The 18,301-nt window shown below is 40.1% G+C and carries 18 protein-coding genes; 3 read left to right on the top strand and 15 right to left on the bottom strand.

Annotated elements, in window-relative coordinates:
- Positions 1-143: 143 nt before the first annotated feature.
- Positions 144-1,169 carry a LacI family DNA-binding transcriptional regulator gene (locus L0B17_RS07045; protein ID WP_235088717.1) on the top strand — a complete coding sequence of 342 codons (1,026 nt, stop codon included), beginning with the start codon at positions 144-146 and terminating at the stop codon, positions 1,167-1,169.
- 66 nt (positions 1,170-1,235) lie between these two features.
- On the opposite strand, the gene L0B17_RS07040 is transcribed toward L0B17_RS07045, so the two are convergent.
- Both L0B17_RS07040 and glnB read right to left on the bottom strand, forming a co-directional pair.
- On the bottom strand, positions 1,236-2,522 hold the full coding sequence (locus L0B17_RS07040; protein ID WP_235088716.1) for an NAD(P)/FAD-dependent oxidoreductase: 1,287 nt from the start codon (positions 2,520-2,522) through the stop codon (positions 1,236-1,238).
- A gap of 97 nt (positions 2,523-2,619) precedes the next feature.
- Positions 2,620-2,958 carry a nitrogen regulatory protein P-II gene (gene glnB / locus L0B17_RS07035; protein ID WP_226414035.1) on the bottom strand — a complete coding sequence of 113 codons (339 nt, stop codon included), beginning with the start codon at positions 2,956-2,958 and terminating at the stop codon, positions 2,620-2,622.
- A gap of 238 nt (positions 2,959-3,196) precedes the next feature.
- Between glnB and L0B17_RS07030 the strand changes: the two genes are divergently transcribed.
- Positions 3,197-3,718 carry a GspH/FimT family pseudopilin gene (locus tag L0B17_RS07030; RefSeq protein WP_235088714.1) on the top strand — a complete coding sequence of 174 codons (522 nt, stop codon included), beginning with the start codon at positions 3,197-3,199 and terminating at the stop codon, positions 3,716-3,718.
- 90 nt (positions 3,719-3,808) lie between these two features.
- Positions 3,809-4,333, top strand: a complete 525-nt coding sequence (locus tag L0B17_RS07025) for a GspH/FimT family pseudopilin (protein WP_235088705.1) — start codon at positions 3,809-3,811, stop codon at positions 4,331-4,333.
- A 58-nt stretch (positions 4,334-4,391) separates the two neighbouring features.
- Here the strand turns inward: L0B17_RS07025 and L0B17_RS07020 are convergent, their stop codons facing one another.
- The 13 genes from L0B17_RS07020 to murJ all read right to left on the bottom strand — a co-directional run bounded on the left by L0B17_RS07020 (position 4,392) and on the right by murJ (position 18,292).
- Positions 4,392-4,685, bottom strand: a complete 294-nt coding sequence (locus tag L0B17_RS07020) for a TapY2 family type IVa secretion system protein (protein WP_235088697.1) — start codon at positions 4,683-4,685, stop codon at positions 4,392-4,394.
- Complete coding sequence (locus L0B17_RS07015) at positions 4,682-5,077, bottom strand: type IV pilin protein (RefSeq protein ID WP_235088687.1); 396 nt, start codon at positions 5,075-5,077, stop codon at positions 4,682-4,684. The genes L0B17_RS07020 and L0B17_RS07015 overlap by 4 nt, the downstream gene beginning before the upstream one ends.
- Before the next feature lie 5 nt (positions 5,078-5,082).
- Positions 5,083-7,749, bottom strand: a complete 2,667-nt coding sequence (locus L0B17_RS07010; RefSeq protein WP_235088686.1) for a pilus assembly protein — start codon at positions 7,747-7,749, stop codon at positions 5,083-5,085.
- The gene (locus L0B17_RS07005) at positions 7,746-8,615 is read right to left on the bottom strand and encodes a hypothetical protein (RefSeq protein WP_235088685.1); all 870 of its coding nucleotides are present in this window, start codon (positions 8,613-8,615) and stop codon (positions 7,746-7,748) included. Before L0B17_RS07005 ends, L0B17_RS07010 begins: the two co-directional genes overlap by 4 nt.
- A gap of 9 nt (positions 8,616-8,624) precedes the next feature.
- Entirely contained in the window at positions 8,625-9,050 is a 426-nt protein-coding gene (locus L0B17_RS07000) for a pilus assembly PilX family protein (protein WP_235089666.1), read from the bottom strand.
- A 46-nt stretch (positions 9,051-9,096) separates the two neighbouring features.
- The gene (locus tag L0B17_RS06995) at positions 9,097-10,068 is read right to left on the bottom strand and encodes a PilW family protein (RefSeq protein WP_235088684.1); all 972 of its coding nucleotides are present in this window, start codon (positions 10,066-10,068) and stop codon (positions 9,097-9,099) included.
- A 9-nt stretch (positions 10,069-10,077) separates the two neighbouring features.
- Positions 10,078-10,626: a type IV pilus modification protein PilV gene (gene pilV, locus L0B17_RS06990; protein ID WP_235088682.1), complete on the bottom strand. Its 549-nt coding sequence runs from the start codon at positions 10,624-10,626 to the stop codon at positions 10,078-10,080.
- Positions 10,627-10,884: 258 nt separating this feature from the next.
- Entirely contained in the window at positions 10,885-11,844 is a 960-nt protein-coding gene (gene ispH, locus L0B17_RS06985; RefSeq protein ID WP_235088678.1) for a 4-hydroxy-3-methylbut-2-enyl diphosphate reductase, read from the bottom strand.
- Between the two features lie 9 nt (positions 11,845-11,853).
- Entirely contained in the window at positions 11,854-12,252 is a 399-nt protein-coding gene (gene fkpB, locus L0B17_RS06980) for an FKBP-type peptidyl-prolyl cis-trans isomerase (RefSeq protein WP_235089659.1), read from the bottom strand.
- A gap of 41 nt (positions 12,253-12,293) precedes the next feature.
- A complete protein-coding gene (gene lspA, locus L0B17_RS06975; protein ID WP_235088676.1) occupies positions 12,294-12,812 on the bottom strand; it encodes a signal peptidase II in 519 nt (172 codons plus the stop codon).
- A gap of 12 nt (positions 12,813-12,824) precedes the next feature.
- Positions 12,825-15,647, bottom strand: a complete 2,823-nt coding sequence (ileS, locus tag L0B17_RS06970; protein ID WP_235088675.1) for an isoleucine--tRNA ligase — start codon at positions 15,645-15,647, stop codon at positions 12,825-12,827.
- A 30-nt stretch (positions 15,648-15,677) separates the two neighbouring features.
- The gene (gene ribF / locus L0B17_RS06965; RefSeq protein ID WP_235088672.1) at positions 15,678-16,613 is read right to left on the bottom strand and encodes a bifunctional riboflavin kinase/FAD synthetase; all 936 of its coding nucleotides are present in this window, start codon (positions 16,611-16,613) and stop codon (positions 15,678-15,680) included.
- Between the two features lie 110 nt (positions 16,614-16,723).
- Positions 16,724-18,292, bottom strand: a complete 1,569-nt coding sequence (gene murJ / locus L0B17_RS06960; protein ID WP_235088671.1) for a murein biosynthesis integral membrane protein MurJ — start codon at positions 18,290-18,292, stop codon at positions 16,724-16,726.
- Positions 18,293-18,301 lie beyond the last annotated feature (9 nt).

Here is an 18,301-nt window from a genome sequence, read left to right as displayed (position 1 = left end):
TAGGACAGATCCTACCCGTTATAAATTGATGATTGCCTATTTATTTAAAAACTCGCACTATTGACAGATAAATAACCTTTTTAGCTGATCTGTTACGGGGGATCAGTTAATTGGATTTCGCCTGAATAAGAGTTAATTTTCACATGAAAGTAACCATTAATGACGTGGCTAAATATGCAGGCGTCTCTATAAAAACAGTATCAAGGGTCACCAACAAGGAACCTTCGGTAAAACAAGCAACAATAGATAAAGTCAATCAAGCTATTAGTGCATTAAATTATCAACCTAATGTTGCAGCTAGAAATTTAGCCAGTACAAGTTCATATGTCATCTGCTTCATCTATGACAATCCAAATGCTTATTATATTATTGATATGCAAAATGGTATTTTATCGGCTTGTAAAGATAGGGGGTTTGAACTGCTCATTCACCCTTGTAATGCTAAATCGGCAACAATTTGTGAAGAACTCACTAGTATGGTGAAACATTCTCGATTAGCAGGATTAGTGTTAACCCCGCCGATGTCAGAAGATCCTAATATTTTAGCGGCACTAGATAAAATTAATGCTAATTACGTCAGAATCATCGCAGGTGAACAGATCAAAGGTGATAAAGGTTTAACTGTATTAGTTAACGACAAACACGGAGCGGTTGAAATAACCCAACATTTGATAAATCTTGGCCATCAACATATTGGTTTTTTAAGTGGCGATCATCAACATGCATCAACAAAAGAGCGACTACATGGCTTCAAACAAGCTATAGAGAAAAATAATTTAACCGTTAACGAAAACTGGGTATTAGACGGGAAATACTCTTTTGAATCCGGTGTTGAAGGCGCGAATAAATTGATCGCTATGAAAAATAGGCCCTCTGCCATTGTTGCCTGTAACGATGAAATAGCGGCTGGCGCGCTGTTTGCTGCACGCCTCGCGGGATTAGATATACCTACCGACTTATCCATCGTAGGATTCGAAGATAGCCCTTTCTCACGTCAAACCTGGCCGAAACTAACGACTGTGCATCAACCCAATATTGAAATTGCAAAAATTGCGACACAATTATTGATTGATAAACGCAAAGATCAGGGAAAAGAAACCTTTAAGGTGTTCACTCCAACTCCAGTGATCCGAGATTCTGCCTCATCACCACAATCTAGAGACAGTTAAGTGTCTTTTACTGCATAAAAAATGCCTTATAAATAAGGCATTTTTTATATCCGCGATTTATAAAGACTAATGTAATTTAAGCTTAGGTCTTTTCCAGCGCAATAACCTTTGCGCTAAGCGATATACAAATGCTGAGAACCAACCATATAAGCTAATAAGGTGACGCTGATAAAGTGATATATACATCAAGCGAGCCAAATGTCCTTCAACAAAAAATGTTCCTGTACGTAAGTTCCCCATTAAATTACCCACTGCAGAAAAACGACTGAGTGATACTAAAGAGCCATAATCTTTATAGACAAACACTTTTTGTTGTTGCTGTTTCATTTGTGCACTGATATTTCTAAAAAGTGCTTCAGCCATTTGTGCAGCGGCTTGAGCTCTTGGCGGCACAGGCTTGCCATTACCCAATATTAACTGGGCACAATCACCTAAGGCATAGATATTGTCTACGCCCTTCACTTTCATATATTCATCGACTTCAATTTGGTTTCGAGCGGTAATCGGTAATGCGGTGAAGTTTTCTAACACTTTAGGCCCTTTTACACCCGCTGCCCAGACTTTGATATTGGCATTTATTGTTTCACCTGTCGCAGTGATAAAGCCTGATTTAGTCACTTCTTTTACTTGCACTGCTAAGTGCAGTTTAATACCCAATTTGGCTAACACAGCTTGAGCACGAAAACTGACTCGTTCAGGCAACTGTGGCAACACTTTATCGGCGGCCTCAATTAGATGGATCTCTAAGTGCTGCTTTGAAATATTGGCATAACCATATTGAGTGACCGACTCTATAACATGATGTAGCTCAGCGGCTAATTCAACACCCGTTGCGCCTGCTCCTACAATACCTATGCTAAGGTGCGTCTGCGTCTCGTTGAGTTGCAATAGCGCATCTAACAACTTGTCATGAAAACGATTAGCACTTTCTAAACTGTCTAAGAAGATACAGTTTTTCTCTGCACCTAAAGTATTAAAACTGTTAGATACACCTCCTAATGCGAGCACTAAGTAATCATATTCAACTTTACGCTGTGGGATAATAACTTCATTTTCATCATTTAATACTGGCGCTAAATAAATACACTTTTGATCTGGATGGCAATTTTCAATACTGCCCCGAATATATTGATAACCATTTTTTAAGCCATGATCGCGATACTGCAGGCCTTCGATAGATTGATCTATCACCCCTACCGCGACTTCATGCAATTTGGGTTTCCAAATATGAATGGTACTTTTATCAATTAAACAGACTTCAAGCTTTTTATTACGGCCAAATTTTCGACCTAATCGAGAAGCTAATGCTAAACCAGCAGCCCCACCGCCTACGATTACAATTTTTTGAGTCATTACATAACCCTATTAAATACCAACAATAAAAATTCATAACAATCTAGAGTGACTAACAGAAAACTCAGCCAATAAAAAAGGCCATAACGGCCTTAATTTACACAGCTTCTTCGTTTTCTTCACCGGTACGAATTCGGATAACTCGCTCTACATCGGTGACAAATATTTTACCGTCACCAATTTTTCCTGTTCGAGCCGTATCAACAATTACATCGATAGCTTGCTCAAGTAATTCATCTTGTATAACTAGCTCAATTTTTACTTTCGGTAAAAAATCGACCATATACTCAGCACCACGATATAGCTCAGTATGCCCTTTTTGACGGCCAAAGCCTTTGACTTCAGACACTGTCATACCTGTAATACCAATTTCAGCGAGTGATTCGCGCACATCATCTAATTTAAATGGCTTAATAATGGCTTCTACTTTCTTCATTTAATCACTCCTAAAAGGGCTGAATAGGTTAATTTAATTACCTAAGATGATGTAACTTTTACAGTTTATATTAATTTATATCGCTATCGAATATCTTACTCGAAACTGAGGTAAGTTTCTGCTGCATTTTAGACTTATTTTTAAATTGATTTATTCTAAGCAAAAAGCCATTTTTTGACTATAGTTTAGCCAGACGTCGCAGGGAGCGACATACTGATAAATCAAGGATGAGTTTATTATGATGTTATATCAACGCCATTTAGGTTTTAATCTTATTGAATTAATGACCACTGTCATGATCACTAGCCTACTATCTGTTATCGCCTTTCCCTCGTTTAAATCACTACAGCAACAAATAAGAGTCGACAGTAATATCAGAACTATTCAGCAATCTATGCAGTTTGCTCGAAACATGGCGATTAGTTATGGCGTAAGAATTACGGTTTGTCCTTTATATCAAGGAAAATGCGGTAATAACTGGCATACCGGCTTTTCAATCTTTACTGATTCAGGAAAAAAGAATGAGTTAGATGGCCAAGATATCATCATTCAAGAAGTCAGCCAGTTCCATAAAGAAGATATCATACAATATAACCGAAAAGCCTTACGGTACCAGCCTGACGGTCTAGCATCAGGAACAAATGGTACACTAACATATTGTCCTGAAACATTTGATAGCCCTTACTCTAAAGCAATTATTATCAATCAAGCGGGCAGAGTCAGATTTTCCACTAAGAAAAATATTGCCTGTAAACCCTAACGTTCAACTTAAATTTACGTGAATAGAATAAATCGCTGAATTTCATTGATCTCTTGGTTATACTGAATACATATGACCAAGGATAATAAAATGAAATTAGCCACTAAAGGATTTACCCTCGTTGAACTAATGGTGACTGTCGTCGTCGCAGGCATACTAATGACTGTTGCAGTACCATCATTAGTATCCATGTACGAGGGACAACGCGCCAGAGGCGTTATCAGTAATATTGAATCCACTATATTATTCGCCCGTAGCCAAGCCGTTAGCTATGGTAGCAGAGTCTCAATATGCCCATTTAATGGTACAAGTTGTGGCTCAGACTGGACTAAAGGGTTTAGTGTATTTATTGACAATGGGGTATTGGGAACACTGGAAAATAATAATGGTGTACAGGACACTATTTTACGCACCGTCGATGCTGTAGACAGTAATGACTTTATCAAGTCAACGTTATCACGTTACACATTTAATGCCGATGGGTTAATGAATCAGGCTCAAACTGGCAGTATTATTTATTGCCCAGGGGATAAAAGCAATCCGGACTCTAAAGGGATAGCTATTGGGGTTTCAGGTCGTATTTCAGCTATTACTACTAGTGTAAACTGTAATTAAAAAGGTAACCAAGTTAAACTCTGGTTACCTTATCAAATCATACAGTTAACACTATAAACTATTGAGTGATTTCTTGATCTATTTTATTGGCTATTTTAGACTTGAACTTTTGATCGAGTTTTACACATTCGTCAATATGCCTTACAACACCGCGCTTACCTGTCATAGTGCTGACATCCTGAGTTAATATAGCAGCCTGCTCTTTTACCAAGTCATTTTCTAACCAACTAAAATTCGCAATATCTGCACCGTGCTGAGTTTCAATAAAACATTTATAGGTTATAGGTAACTCATCACCATACGCAGTAATACTGAATGTTAAACCAACGATAAATAAAGGTAATAACTTCATTTCCAACACTCCTTAGGTAATTTATTTCCTGTAGAATTTAAGGTAATTGAAGCGCAAGCTGAATCTCGAGTAGCCTGGGTTCCCAGTGCTGTTGCGGTTAATGTAAAATTAGTATTATTTACCACAACAGCGTCAATTGAATAAAACTTGTTATCCACTATCCAGGGATCAGCTCCTAAACCTAACTTACTCATATCATCGGTATACTTTTTATTATCCAGATAATATTGTTCTTGCCTGTTTGCTGCACTCATCAGACCCGCTACACCGTCAGCTCGCGCGCCCTTAGCGACAAACTGAGTATAACTAGGGTATGCGATAGATGCCAAAATACCCACTATAACTACGGCAATCATGATCTCTATAAGGGTAAAACCATTTGTTATTTTCATTAACTTTACTCGTCAATATGGTAATAAATCTTGTTTACGCCTGGTCCTGCACCAATGCATTTTTCATCACCAGCTTGGCAGCCGTCTGGATTAGGGTTTAGAGGATCTTTTATTTTCTCCATTTGCTCTCCCGCGTTGCCAATACCGATAAGGTACATGTAACTGTCATCTTCACCATTAGGTGGAATAACCAGCTGTGGCGTATCCGGAACACGAGCGCCCATTTCCATAAACTCTTTCGTATATGAGCGAGTACCTTTATGCAAATCAAAACCATATAGGCGACCTTTACCTGATACTAAACATTGATTAGCAGATGTTGTATCTCCTGGTACGTATGATGTGAAGAACACGCGCCCTTGAATAATCGTTGATGCAGACAAACTCTTTTCACCCGTCGCACCAAAGTTATAATACCAACCCCGCATCTTACCAAACGCAACATTTTCATCTTCTGTTACAGGGGCTGCTGAAGACACATTGTAAAGGTTCGATAGCCCTAAAGTAACAGGAACCGTATTACCTGCTGTCCCGGTAAAAGACTTACTCACGACATTTCTATCCTGTAGGACAAAAAACTTATCTGAACGCGACTTATCAAGAGGATGTGGTCGATGACCGCTACCAATAGTAACAGCGTCATAAGGTACGTTTTGATAGGTACGTGTTGTCACTGACGGTCCTGTTGTTGGAGTCACTGTGACTTCAGATATATTAGTAAATACCGTTTGAGCGACTGCTGGTTCTGCAAAAAAACGACGGTCATTGGCTTGAGAGGTTCCACCTAAACTTGCAAACTTAAATGCGGTCCAAGGCACTGTGGTGCTGTCTGGTGAGGCACTGGGAAGATCCATTCGCCACACATTAGCACCAGTGTCGGTTGCATATATTCGGTCTGTCAATCTATCATTATTACTATCTAGCACAGCAACACTGTTGGGAATACTATCAACAATACCATCAAGTTTAGTTTTATTGGTACCGCCCGCTACGCCAAAGTGATGTACCAGCGCACCTGTTTCTGCATTCAGAATATACACTCCACGACCATTAGTATCATCCTGGCCAACGCCTGCACCATCTTTTGTTGATGGATTATAGCCGCCACCAATTATAACTACCGGTAACGCATTAGCAGGAGTTGTATTACCTGCAGGCAAACCTGGAATAAACGTAACAACAGGCTCAGCCCAAGACTGGCCCATATCACTCATACCCGCAGAATCTGGACTGACTTTCCACATAAATGATGGCTTATCTGGGTCGGTGATATTAAGGGCATAATATGACTTACCACCACGGCGCATACCGGTAAATAACCAGGCTTTTTCTACTACACCAGAAGCATTGCGTTTAACATAGGCAACTGAAGGACTATCCATTCCGTATACAGAGTGGACACCTGTTGGAATATTGGCGCGTAACTCTCTTAAATTAGGTAATAGCTCTTGCGGCATAAATGCCCAAGTCTCTTCTACTGTATTACCTTTATCTTTAAACATATGAATAAAACCCTGGTTTGTCCCCAATATAACACGAACATCAGGAGAACCAGCTGTACCGTAGTTTATTGCCAAAGGTTTTGAATGAAGAGGGTCACCCATAATATCAACACGCGTATCTGAGGTGGATTTGTCTTTATCCTCATCATCGACATCAATGCCCTGGGTCCATTTAAACAATTTATCTAACTCGGATTTGTCTACTCCCATAAAACGAGCGAGTGCATCTTCATTACCTATTCCTGCACCATTTATTGCATTCGCTTTAGTTAATGCCTTTAATGCACCACCGGAACCAAAGTTACTATACAAGGTTCTAGTGGTTGTATTTTGAAGCATTAATGAAGCACCACCAATAGCAACATTATTGCCATCGCCACCACCACTTGTCGCATCACAAACAGCTTTTGAAGTCCAATATGAACAGGCTGAGGATTTTAGATTACCATCATCATCAATGGCGTTATTTCCTGATTGATCAACAACATCACCACTGCCAGTTACTTTGAACTTTTTCAAGTTACCTAACCAACGAGGCCCTTTATTAGGCAAAAACATTGCATAGTAAACAGAATCAAGGGTTTGGGTTCTATCAAAATTATTACTTGCAATAGAAGGCGAAGTAAAACTCGAGTTAACCTCTAAAATATTTGAGAAAATTTGTTGTAATGCTTCCTGCAATTTTTGTGCATCTTTCGCAGAATAATATGCGCCACCGCCACGCAATGCGGTTTCTTTTAATATAGGCGCTGCGCTATCAGCACCAGAACTAAAGCCAATCGTATAAGTACTAACAGTTTGGACCCCATCAACAGAGGTGTTAACATCATTTTTATTCATCCAACCGGCTAATGCTGGAAGATAACTACCATAAATTTTATTTTTTTCAGTTACGCCATCAAGTTTTAATATAAGTTCATCGGCATTATTATCATATGTTGGCTCGCCATCCGTTACATAAATCACATAAGCATTATCTTGACATTGTTTACCCACAAAAGGTGACTTGTATTTACCTTCTGATTCGCTAGAGGGATCCCTTGAAGGTTTACGACTGGAGTCATCATCACCAAAATAAACACCTAGCCCTCCAAAATAACGATATGACTCATACAAGGTTTCACACAATGGTGTCCAGGTTTCGGCTTTAAATGCACCTATGGTTGTCAACAATTTGTCTTTTGATGCTTCATTAGAAGGAGATATTCCATAAACAATTCTCCCACCATTACGGTTATTACCATCATTATAGTTAAATACCGAAAGCCCAAAATCAACCCCGGGGTCGTGACAATAGTATCTTCTATTACTCGTTGAGCAATTTCTAGACGGGAATAGTTTTTTTGTACTTTTGAACTATGATACCAATTTATGTATTTTTCGGTATATAAGGTAATCGGCTGGCCAATACCAAAATTAGTTAGTTTAGCTTTAGCTACAGCATCATCAATTTGAGCTGGTGTTGAGGAGTTGTTTGCAGCAGTATAACGAATAGGAGTTGCACTTGTTCCTAACCCATCAACTGGAAAGCCCCAGAAGTTAGTGTTATTGTTGTAATAATTTTTTTCAGCGATATCCTCATAACAATCGACTTGAGTAATACCTGAACCGTCTGTTAACGGTATTTCAGACCATGTACCGTTCTCTCCAACGTATTTATGTTCACGTATATAACCTGTAAACATACCGTAGTCTTGAAGATACTTTTCGCCAACATCACAACCATTAACTTCGTGTAAAAAGAATTGCTTGCTAGAAGAGTTAGGGATATTACTACTGCTACGAGTATAAAATAACTTAGTCTTAGGTTTTAATGTTCCCCCTTTATCGACATTTTCATCACCTCGAACATAAGGTGTATCCGTTTTAAAGTTACTGTCCATACTGCCCGAGGTATCAAATATAATGAGTACCTGGGGTCGTGAACCTGATCGTGCTGTCGACTCAAAAACATACAGTTCAGTGTCATCTGCGAAGCTATTGGCAGATAAGCAAAGTACCGCAAATAACGATGAAAACGATATTAGCTTTATCATAATTAGCTCCTAAGGTAACATTTCTTGTTCAAAGCCTAAAATAACAGTAACTTGCCCTAAATTACTGCGACCAAAACTGGCATTACTAGATACTTCAAAACGTCGGCATATTAGCGAAGTACCCGAGTTAGCTTTCATACTGCGTTGGCAGTCAACATCCCCTGCTGACATAGGGGTAATAGTATTGGTCACGCCTAATGCCGCATCATTTAGTACAGTGACGACACTCATAGCGCTCATTACAGCGCCTTCATTATCGGCGATTACTTTTACCTGTGCGCCTTGAACTGACATCATGGCTTCTATTCGCTCAGAGCCAGCACCTGCCATACGCAATGACTGGGTAGAGTTAACTGCAAGCGCTACACCAATAACCGTCATTATGACCAAAATGATCAAAGAGAAGAATAATACTACTCCTTGCTGCTTTTTTATTGAATTTTGCATTGCTTTTACCTAAATATACTTACTAACTAGATGATTAATTCCTAATCAGAACTGGATTCTCTAATACGATAGTTGTGGAAACGACCTTTCGACGATAGTTATCATTAAGCGGACCAATGGTTTTATCACCCAAAGTATATGTCACATCATTAGTGTAACTTCTGTCTTTTTGAGTGCCTCGTACTAACAGATAAACCCGAAGAGACACCAAACGCTGAAAAAATGCATTATCCCACATCAGTGTCGTGACATTCTGTACTGGCATATAACTGTCTGCAGTGTCATCACCATTATTGTCAAAGCCATACAAAATACGCATATTTTCTATTCCTTCGACTAATTGTTCATCGTTATTCATCCCGTTGCCAATTGAAAGTGTCCGCCGCTTTAATATTGGAATATCGCCATCATTTTCAATATAGTAAATATGATGCTGATACTCCCAAATACGGCTGTTCATTAGTGTAGGTGGAACAGCATTGCCATTAAAAATTTCAATTTGGGTAGATGTTGAAGCGGCATAATAACGAGTTGGATTAATATTAGCAGGTAAAACGGACGGACCAACAAGACGCTTCATTTGTATAACATCAGTCTTCGCCTTTGGGGTAATACAGGTAAAACTCTCGCCGCTCACACCGGCCTCATAACCCCATAAGCGCCTAAAGTGAGATGGCTGGTTAATAGGAAAGCTCGCATTATTGACACCGGCACCAACACAATCATTTGGTACGGCAGTCGCAGATATAATAGTATTAACCCCAACAGTAAAATCAGTGCCTGTTATATCACCAGTAAAACCTAACTGACTAATATCTCTTTCCATAATAGCTAATGCGATACGGCCATTTTCTTGTAATTGGTTAAATTGGCTTGTCGTGGTCACATTGCTTGATGACATACTAAACATGCTAAAAAGACCCGCTGATAAAAACAAGCTGATCAACATGGCTACCATTAATTCAACAAGCGATAAACCCGTTTGTAATGTTAATTTTTTTGGCATTTTTTTACCTTACAAAATCGCGGTATTAATAACTAACGCACGACGCCGATTACTTGATGTGCCACAACTTTTTGCAAAAGTACTGCCCTCGCTTAATCCATCAGTTGAAGCTCGAATACCGCGCCACGTCATAACAACGGTGACATCTCGGTCATTAATATTAATACACGCTGTGGTAGAGTCTAGACCACCGACATTAGCACCAGAAGACTTTTCATTTTCACCTTGAAACGAGCGCTCCCACTGGTAAATATCCCATAAACGGGTTTCAATATTAGTGCAAATAGTATTACCACCAATTCCCACATCACAGGCTTTAGTCGGCGCCGATGTACCTCCGTTATAGGTTCCTTCATAGTTGTTAAGCTCAGATGGATTCATTCGCATTCTGTTAACAATATCATTGGCATAATAAGATGCTTGAGTTTGTTGAAAAGACTCAAAGCTGCCTTGTTTAGCCACTATGTGTAAATTAAAAATACCAATAAGGCCTATCACTAAAATAACCAGTGAGACCATAACCTCGATTAAAGAGAATCCTTTAACTTTAACCTGCATATGTCAAGCCTTCGACAATCGTCATGTTTCTGACCTCAAAATTAACGTTTTAAGCTTAAAAATCTATAACTTATAGCGTATGTGTAGATAAATAATTCTAACTTACAAGTTAGTAACAATCTAGTTTAATCTGTTTACGTTTCCGCAAAGCGATTATTAACAACAACTATACTCCGATTAAATTTTAAGCACAAAAAAACCCGTAACTTAAAGCTACGGGTTTATTCAGTACAGTATGGTTGAGAAAAAGCGTTAACGCTACCTTAACTCGGCAGGAACAGCAAAAACGATGTCTTCTTTACGTCCTTCAACTTCGGTAATCGCACTCGGTGCATGCTCAGCAATTGCATTGACAACTTGCTGAACCAGTACCTCTGGTGCTGAAGCTCCGGCAGTAACTGCAACCTTAGATACATCTTTAAACCAACTAGGATCTACATCTGCTGCTGTATCCACTAGGTAAGCCTGAGTACCAGTTTTTTCAGCCAGCTCTCTCAATCTGTTTGAGTTAGAGCTATTTTTAGAACCAACAACAATCAATAAATCAACTTGCGCAGAAAGGCTTCTCACTGCATCTTGACGATTTTGAGTTGCATAGCAAATGTCATCTTTTCTAGGCCCTTCAATGGAAGGAAAGCGTTTTTGTAACGCGGCAATAATATCCAGCGTATCGTCGACAGATAAGGTTGTTTGGGTCACAAAACATAAATTATCAGCATTTTTAACCGACAATGCTGCGACATCTTCAGGTGACTCAATTAAATAAACGCCGCCCTGATCATTATCGTATTGTCCCATGGTCCCTTCTACTTCAGGGTGACCCTCATGGCCAATTAAAATACATTCAATACCTTTGCGGCTTGCTCGAGTCACTTGCAAATGTACTTTCGTCACTAAAGGACAAGTGGCATCAAACACTTTCAAACCACGGTGTTTAGCTTCTTTTCTTACAGCTTGAGAAACACCGTGAGCACTGAAAATAACAATTGAGTTATCGGGCACTTGTTCTAGCTCTTCAACAAATATCGCCCCACGATCTTTTAAATTTTGCACCACATAGCGATTATGCACGACCTCGTGACGTACATAAATCGGTGGTTCAAATAACTCTAAAGCGCGTTCAACAATACTAATTGCACGATCAACACCCGCACAAAAACCCCGTGGATTAGCTAATAAAATGTTGAGTTTAGCTGAAGTAGGATCGACTTTTAACATAGGTAATGTTTACTCCGTGATGACCTGTACAACATCCAATTCAAAAGTAATTTTATGCCCAGCCAATGGATGATTTAAATCTACAGTAATCGAATCACCTATTGTTTCACGCACAATCCCTGGAATCTCACTGCCACCTGGGCCAGAAAAACTGACAATAACACCAGGCTCTAACTTCATGTTTGCAGGGAAACGGCTACGATCCATATGATGAATCGCATCAGGGTTCGACTCTCCAAAAGCATCTTTAGCATCAAGGGTAAAGGTATGCTTATCACCTTCAGATAAATTTTTAATTTGCGCTTCTAACGCTGGACTTAAGCTTTGATCGCCTAAATTAAACCGCGCAGGTTTACCTGATGCTTTAGTGCTATCGGCGGTTGAGCCGTCTTCTAAAATAAGGTTCATATGACACAAGATGGCATGGTTATCAGGTTTGTTTAAATCGGTCACTTTGATTGCTCCTGCTCAGTTTGAGCAACATCAGGCTTAAAGGCTTCCCACAGAATTAATATCGCCCCCATAAATATGGCAGAGTCAGCAATATTAAAAGCTGGATAATGGCTAGTTTTCCAATAGAAATCGATAAAGTCCACTACGAAGCCGTGCATTAAACGATCAATTAAATTACCTAATGCCCCACCAATGACTAATGTGTAGGCAAGATTTGTACGCAGCATTTTATGTGACTGTTTTCTCAACCAAATGGTCAATAAGGTACTAAAACCTATCGCGATAACGGCAAAAAACCAACGTTGCCAACCACCCGCATCACTTAAGAAGCTAAATGCTGCGCCGTAATTGCGTACATAAGTAAAATTGAAAAATGGCAGTAACTGAATTGATTCATATAAATCAAAGTTTTCCAGTACCCATTGTTTAGATAACTGATCTGCAATAAATACAAATACAGCTACCCAATACCAACGCAAGCCACTGTCCTTCCATGTCGCTGGAACAGTACTCATAACATTATATCCTTATGCAAATTCGCGTTGTTCGCCTTCACCTTCAATATTGGTCACGCAGCGTTGACACAATGTTGGGTGGGCTTCAATAGTACTGACCTCTTCACGATGGTGCCAGCAACGCTCACACTTTTGCGCTTCACTTTTAGTCACCACTAGTTTTAGATTTTCAAGTTCAGTTACCACTGCATCTGCTGGTGCATCAGCTAAAGGCGCAACTACCGCTTTTGAGGTTAATAATACAAAACGTAATTCATCATCTAGCTTAGCTAGCTCTGCGGCAAGTTCTGCATCGGCAAATAAAGTCACTTCAGCTTCTAATGAACCACCAACACGTTTATCACGGCGGGCTTGTTCAATCACTTTATTCACTTCATTGCGCACAGCAAGTAGCTTCTGCCAGTAATCATCACTTAAATCGCTTTCAAGAGTGACAGACTGTAGCCCTTGATACCATTCTTCCGTAAACACATACTTATCGCGTTTACCTGGTAACAATTGCCAGATTTCATCTGCAGTAAAGCTTAAAATTGGGGTGATCCAACGTACCATAGCTTCAGATATATGGAATAATGCAGATTGACAACTACGACGAGCGTTACCATCTTGCTTAGCGGTATATTGACGATCCTTAATGATATCTAAGTAGAATGCACCTAATTCAATTGAACAGAATTGCATTAACTTTTGAGTCACTAAGTGGAAGTTATATTGATCGTACGCAGCAATAATTTCACTTTGTAGTGCATCAGCGCGACGCATGACCCAACGATCTAATGCCACCATATCTTCTGGCGCAACCATATCGGTTTCTGGGTTAAAGCCGCTTAAGTTAGCCAACAAGAAACGAGCGGTATTTCGAATACGGCGATACGCATCGGCGCTACGATTTAAAATCTCATCAGATACAGTCATTTCACCGCTATAATCGGTTGCTGCAACCCATAAACGTAAAATGTCGGCACCCAATTTATTGGTCACTTGCAATGGCGCAATCACGTTACCAACAGACTTAGACATTTTGCGGCCTTTACCATCAACGGTAAATCCGTGTGTAAGCACTTGCTTATAAGGCGCTTTGCCGTTCATCGCGGTAGAGATCATCAGTGATGACATAAACCAGCCGCGGTGTTGATCACTACCTTCAAGATATAAATCAATTTCATGGCCTTGAAACTCTGGGCGCGCTGCAACCACTGATGAAAAAGAAGATCCTGAGTCATACCAAACATCTAAGGTGTCAGTGACTTTACGATACTGAGAAGCTTCTTCACCTAATAGTTCTGATTCATCTAAATCCCACCAAGCTTGAATACCTTGTTGCTCAATACGGTGAGCGATGCGCTCCATCAATGACACGCTATCAGGATGTATCTCATCGGTTTCACGGTGTACAAATAATGTGATTGGTACACCCCAAGTACGTTGGCGTGAAATACACCAATCTGGACGATTCTCAACCATTTTTTCAATTCGACTTTGACCCCAATCTGGTAGCCAATGCGTTTTCTTGATTTCAGATAAAGCTTGAGTCCGTAAGCCTTTGTTGTCCATTGATATGAACCACTGAGGTGTTGCACGAAAGATAATCGGTGTTTTATGGCGCCAGCAATGCGGATAGCTGTGACGGTAAGCAACATGATTAAGCAGTGCGTCTTTTTCTTTTAATAGTGCGACTACATTGTCATTAGCTTTAAACACATGTTGGCCAGCAAAGAACTCAGTATCAGGTTTGAATACACCGTTATCGCCAACAGGGTTGGCCACTTCTAAACCGTATAACTGACCCACAACGAAGTCGTCTTGACCGTGCCCAGGAGCGGTGTGAACAATCCCAGTACCTGCATCAGTGGTAACATGGTCACCAAGAATGGCAGGAACATCAAAGCTTAAAAATGGGTGTTTAAAGCGAGTTAACTCAAGCTCTGCGCCTTTGACTTCACCAATAATTTTATGTGAATCAAATCCATAACGTTCAACACACTGCTCAACCAACACTTGACCTAAGATCACTGCAGCGGTCACACCATCTTTAGTAAATTCAACTAAGCTATAGGTAAACTCAGGACTTACAGATAACGCGCGGTTAGCAGGTAATGTCCACGGAGTTGTGGTCCAAATCGCCATTGATACTGGATAAGCATAATTTTCAACACCAAACTTTGCCGCAACAGCAGCACTATCTACTGCGGTAAAACTGACATCAATCGCTGGTGATGTTTTATCTTCGTATTCAACTTCAGCCTCAGCAAGTGCAGAACCACAGTCAGTACACCAATGCACTGGCTTTACACCTTTGTGCAAATGGCCGCTATCGATAACCTTGGCTAATGAACGCACAATGTTGGCTTCAGTCGTAAAGTCCATGGTTAGGTAAGGGTTTTGCCAGTCACCTAACACACCCAAACGAATAAAGTCATCGCGCTGGCCATCTACTTGAATTGCAGCATATTTACGGCATTCCTCACGAAATTCAGCAGCTGAAATCTTTTGCCCTGGCTTGCCCACTTTTTGCTCAACTTTCAATTCAATCGGCAAGCCGTGACAATCCCAACCAGGGATATAAGGCGCATCAAAACCAGACATGGTTTTTGATTTAATAATAATGTCTTTTAAGATTTTGTTTACAGAGTGACCAATATGAATACTGCCATTCGCATACGGAGGGCCATCGTGCAGAATAAACGGTTTACGGCCGGTTCTACTGTCACGAATGTGTTGATATAACCCATCCTGCGTCCAGCGATTTAACATTTCTGGCTCGCGATTAGCTAAATTACCGCGCATCGGAAACTCTGTTTCCGGCAAATTCAAAGTCAGTTTATAGTCGCTCATTGATCCCATACCGTTAATTAAGCTGAATAATCAGCTTGCATCAAAGCAGAACAAAGCCTTAGCTTCATTCGCATCATTCAAAATTTGTTTTTTTAGTGCATCCAATGACTCAAATGGTTGCTCGTCACGGATTTTAGCCACTAATTCAACTTCTACTCGCTTGCCATATAAGTCACCATTAAAATCAAATAAGTGCACTTCTAACTGACAAACTTGGCCTTGCACTGTCGGACGAAAGCCGACATTTGCAACACCTTCATATATATCACTGCCGTTCCAAAAAAATCGTACTGCGAATACTCCGCGTATTGGAACTACTTTTCTTTTTAAAGCAATATTTGCCGTGGGAAAACCAATAGTTCTACCAATTTTTTGCCCATGAGCCACTTTACCACTCAGCATGAATGGATGACCCAATAACCGCCTTGCTTGTTCTAAATTGCCTAACATGAGCTGTTCACGAACTAACGTTGAACTCACCCTGTGGGTACCAACAACAAAACTTTGAGTGCTGACAACACTAAAACCAAACTGTTTGCCTGCCGCTACCAGCATATCAAAGTTGCCTTCACGGCCTTTTCCAAAACAAAAGTCATCACCAACAACCAGGTATTTAATCCCCAGTTTATTAACTAATAATTCTTCAATAAATGCTTGTGCTGGCTGACTAGCAAAAGAGCGAGTGAAATTAACACATAATAGTCGGTCAACTTCTAATTCTTCCAAAAGCCTGGCTTTGTCTCTTAACAAACTTAATCTTGCTGGAGCATGCTCACCACGAAACAACTCTTGAGGTTGTGGTTCAAATGTCATTATGGTCGCAGGTAGTTGAAAATGATGCGCTTTATCTACCAAATTACGGATCACTTCTGCATGACCACGGTGCACACCGTCAAAGTTGCCTATGCTTAGCACGCAACCATGATGAGAAGGTAATAAATTGTGTATACCGCGGATTAATTCCATTACGCCAATACTTGCCTAAATTGTTTATTAATAGTAAATCGGCAGATTATATACCCAAACCACCGTTCACTTAAACCCACTAACTCTATTAAGCGACTATAAATCTGCGCTTAAGGAACAACTGGGGCTGTTTTTATTTTCCATGGTCTGACACCGAGCAAAAGTAAGGTAACCAGATAAGTTAATGCGCCGCTACAAATAAGCGCGACTAACGCCATCATTCTTTCACTAATGCTCCAACTAAGCCATTGTGATTGAACAGGTAAAAAATACCATAACATTGCAGACATTACCGCTGTCGCGATGACAATTTTAAGCGTAAATATCAATGTTGCGCGGCTAAGATTGTACACCCCAGCCTTATGTAAACCACGGTATAATAATCCAGCATTAAGTAATGCTGATAAGGATGTCGCTATTGCTAAACCTACATAACCAAATGGAATAGCAAATATAAGGTTAAACACCATGTTAGTTACCATAGCAATAATACCGAACTTAACGGGTGTTTTTGTATCATGCCTAGCATAATAACCTGGCGCTAACACTTTAATCATCATAAAACTCAGCAAGCCTGCACCATAAGCCACTAGGCTGTACGAGGCCATTTCAACATCGGTGAGGCTAAATGCACCGCGCATAAACAACACCATCAACATAGGTTGCGCGAGCAAAATCAAACCAAACATAGCTGGCATGCCTAATAGCAAAATGGCTTTAACGCCCCAATCCATGGTTTGACGAAACCCTTCCCCTTCAGCGTTAATATGCTTTCTAGAAAGAGCGGGTAAAATTACCGTTGCGATAGCAATACCAAATAATCCGAGTGGAAACTCAAGTAACCGATCAGCGTAATATAGCCAGCTAATCGATCCCGTCATTAAAAAGCTGGCAATAAAGGTATCAAACAGTAAATTAATTTGAGAAACGGATACCCCAAACAGTGCGGGAAGCATTAAGGTACGAATTTTAACCACACCCGGATGATGCCAACCCCAAGAAGGTTTAATTAACGCGCGCTCTTGAATTAAAAAAGGGATTTGAAATACAAATTGCACCAGGCCACCAACAAAAACCCCCCATGCCAATCCTATTTCTGGGCTTTCCATAGTGGGAGATGCATATAAAGCAAACCCGATAATGGCAATGTTAAGAAAAACCGGTGTAAATGCCGATACTGCAAACCGGCCTCTAGTATTTAAGATTGACCCTGCTAACGCAGTAAAAGTAATAAACCATAAGTAAGGAAAAGTAATTTTAAGCATTAATGATGCAAGCTCGAACTTTTCGGCATTGGGTCCATCGTTCAACCAGTCTAAAAACCAGCCACCGCCAAATAACGCAGCAAGTATAGGGGAGCCAATAACACCAACTAAGGTCACGATAGTGACCAATAAACCTAGTGTACCGGTAACCTTACCGAGTAACTCCCGCGTTTCCTCGGCTGAATGTTTTTCTTGATATTCCGTTAAAACAGGCACAAATGCCTGTGCGAAAGCACCTTCAGCAAATAGACGACGTAAAAAATTAGGTATTTTGTTAGCAAAGAAAAAAACATCTGCGCTGCTTCCTGCTCCCATTAAGTTTGCAATAACAACATCACGCACTAACCCCATTACACGAGAAATCAATGTCATAGCACTAACAACGACACCTGATTTAATTAACTTTTTACTCAATTGACCCCC

The organism is Shewanella sp. OMA3-2 (assembly GCF_021513195.1).
Lineage (GTDB): Bacteria > Pseudomonadota > Gammaproteobacteria > Enterobacterales > Shewanellaceae > Shewanella.
Note: the sequence above shows the minus strand (reverse complement) of the source record. Positions and strands in the feature narration are given on the sequence as shown.

What these genes read in the sequence shown, in the direction of transcription:
- L0B17_RS07045 (WP_235088717.1), top strand. Translation starts at nt 144, where the DNA reads ATGAAAGTAACCATTAATGACGTGGCTAAATATGCAGGCGTCTCTATA.
- L0B17_RS07040 (WP_235088716.1), bottom strand. Translation starts at nt 2,522, where the DNA reads ATGACTCAAAAAATTGTAATCGTAGGCGGTGGGGCTGCTGGTTTAGCA.
- glnB (WP_226414035.1), bottom strand. Translation starts at nt 2,958, where the DNA reads ATGAAGAAAGTAGAAGCCATTATTAAGCCATTTAAATTAGATGATGTG.
- L0B17_RS07030 (WP_235088714.1), top strand. Translation starts at nt 3,197, where the DNA reads ATGATGTTATATCAACGCCATTTAGGTTTTAATCTTATTGAATTAATG.
- L0B17_RS07025 (WP_235088705.1), top strand. Translation starts at nt 3,809, where the DNA reads ATGAAATTAGCCACTAAAGGATTTACCCTCGTTGAACTAATGGTGACT.
- L0B17_RS07020 (WP_235088697.1), bottom strand. Translation starts at nt 4,685, where the DNA reads ATGAAGTTATTACCTTTATTTATCGTTGGTTTAACATTCAGTATTACT.
- L0B17_RS07015 (WP_235088687.1), bottom strand. Translation starts at nt 5,077, where the DNA reads ATGAAAATAACAAATGGTTTTACCCTTATAGAGATCATGATTGCCGTA.
- L0B17_RS07005 (WP_235088685.1), bottom strand. Translation starts at nt 8,615, where the DNA reads ATGATAAAGCTAATATCGTTTTCATCGTTATTTGCGGTACTTTGCTTA.
- L0B17_RS06995 (WP_235088684.1), bottom strand. Translation starts at nt 10,068, where the DNA reads ATGCCAAAAAAATTAACATTACAAACGGGTTTATCGCTTGTTGAATTA.
- pilV (WP_235088682.1), bottom strand. Translation starts at nt 10,626, where the DNA reads ATGCAGGTTAAAGTTAAAGGATTCTCTTTAATCGAGGTTATGGTCTCA.
- ispH (WP_235088678.1), bottom strand. Translation starts at nt 11,844, where the DNA reads ATGTTAAAAGTCGATCCTACTTCAGCTAAACTCAACATTTTATTAGCT.
- fkpB (WP_235089659.1), bottom strand. Translation starts at nt 12,252, where the DNA reads ATGAACCTTATTTTAGAAGACGGCTCAACCGCCGATAGCACTAAAGCA.
- lspA (WP_235088676.1), bottom strand. Translation starts at nt 12,812, where the DNA reads ATGAGTACTGTTCCAGCGACATGGAAGGACAGTGGCTTGCGTTGGTAT.
- ileS (WP_235088675.1), bottom strand. Translation starts at nt 15,647, where the DNA reads ATGAGCGACTATAAACTGACTTTGAATTTGCCGGAAACAGAGTTTCCG.
- ribF (WP_235088672.1), bottom strand. Translation starts at nt 16,613, where the DNA reads ATGGAATTAATCCGCGGTATACACAATTTATTACCTTCTCATCATGGT.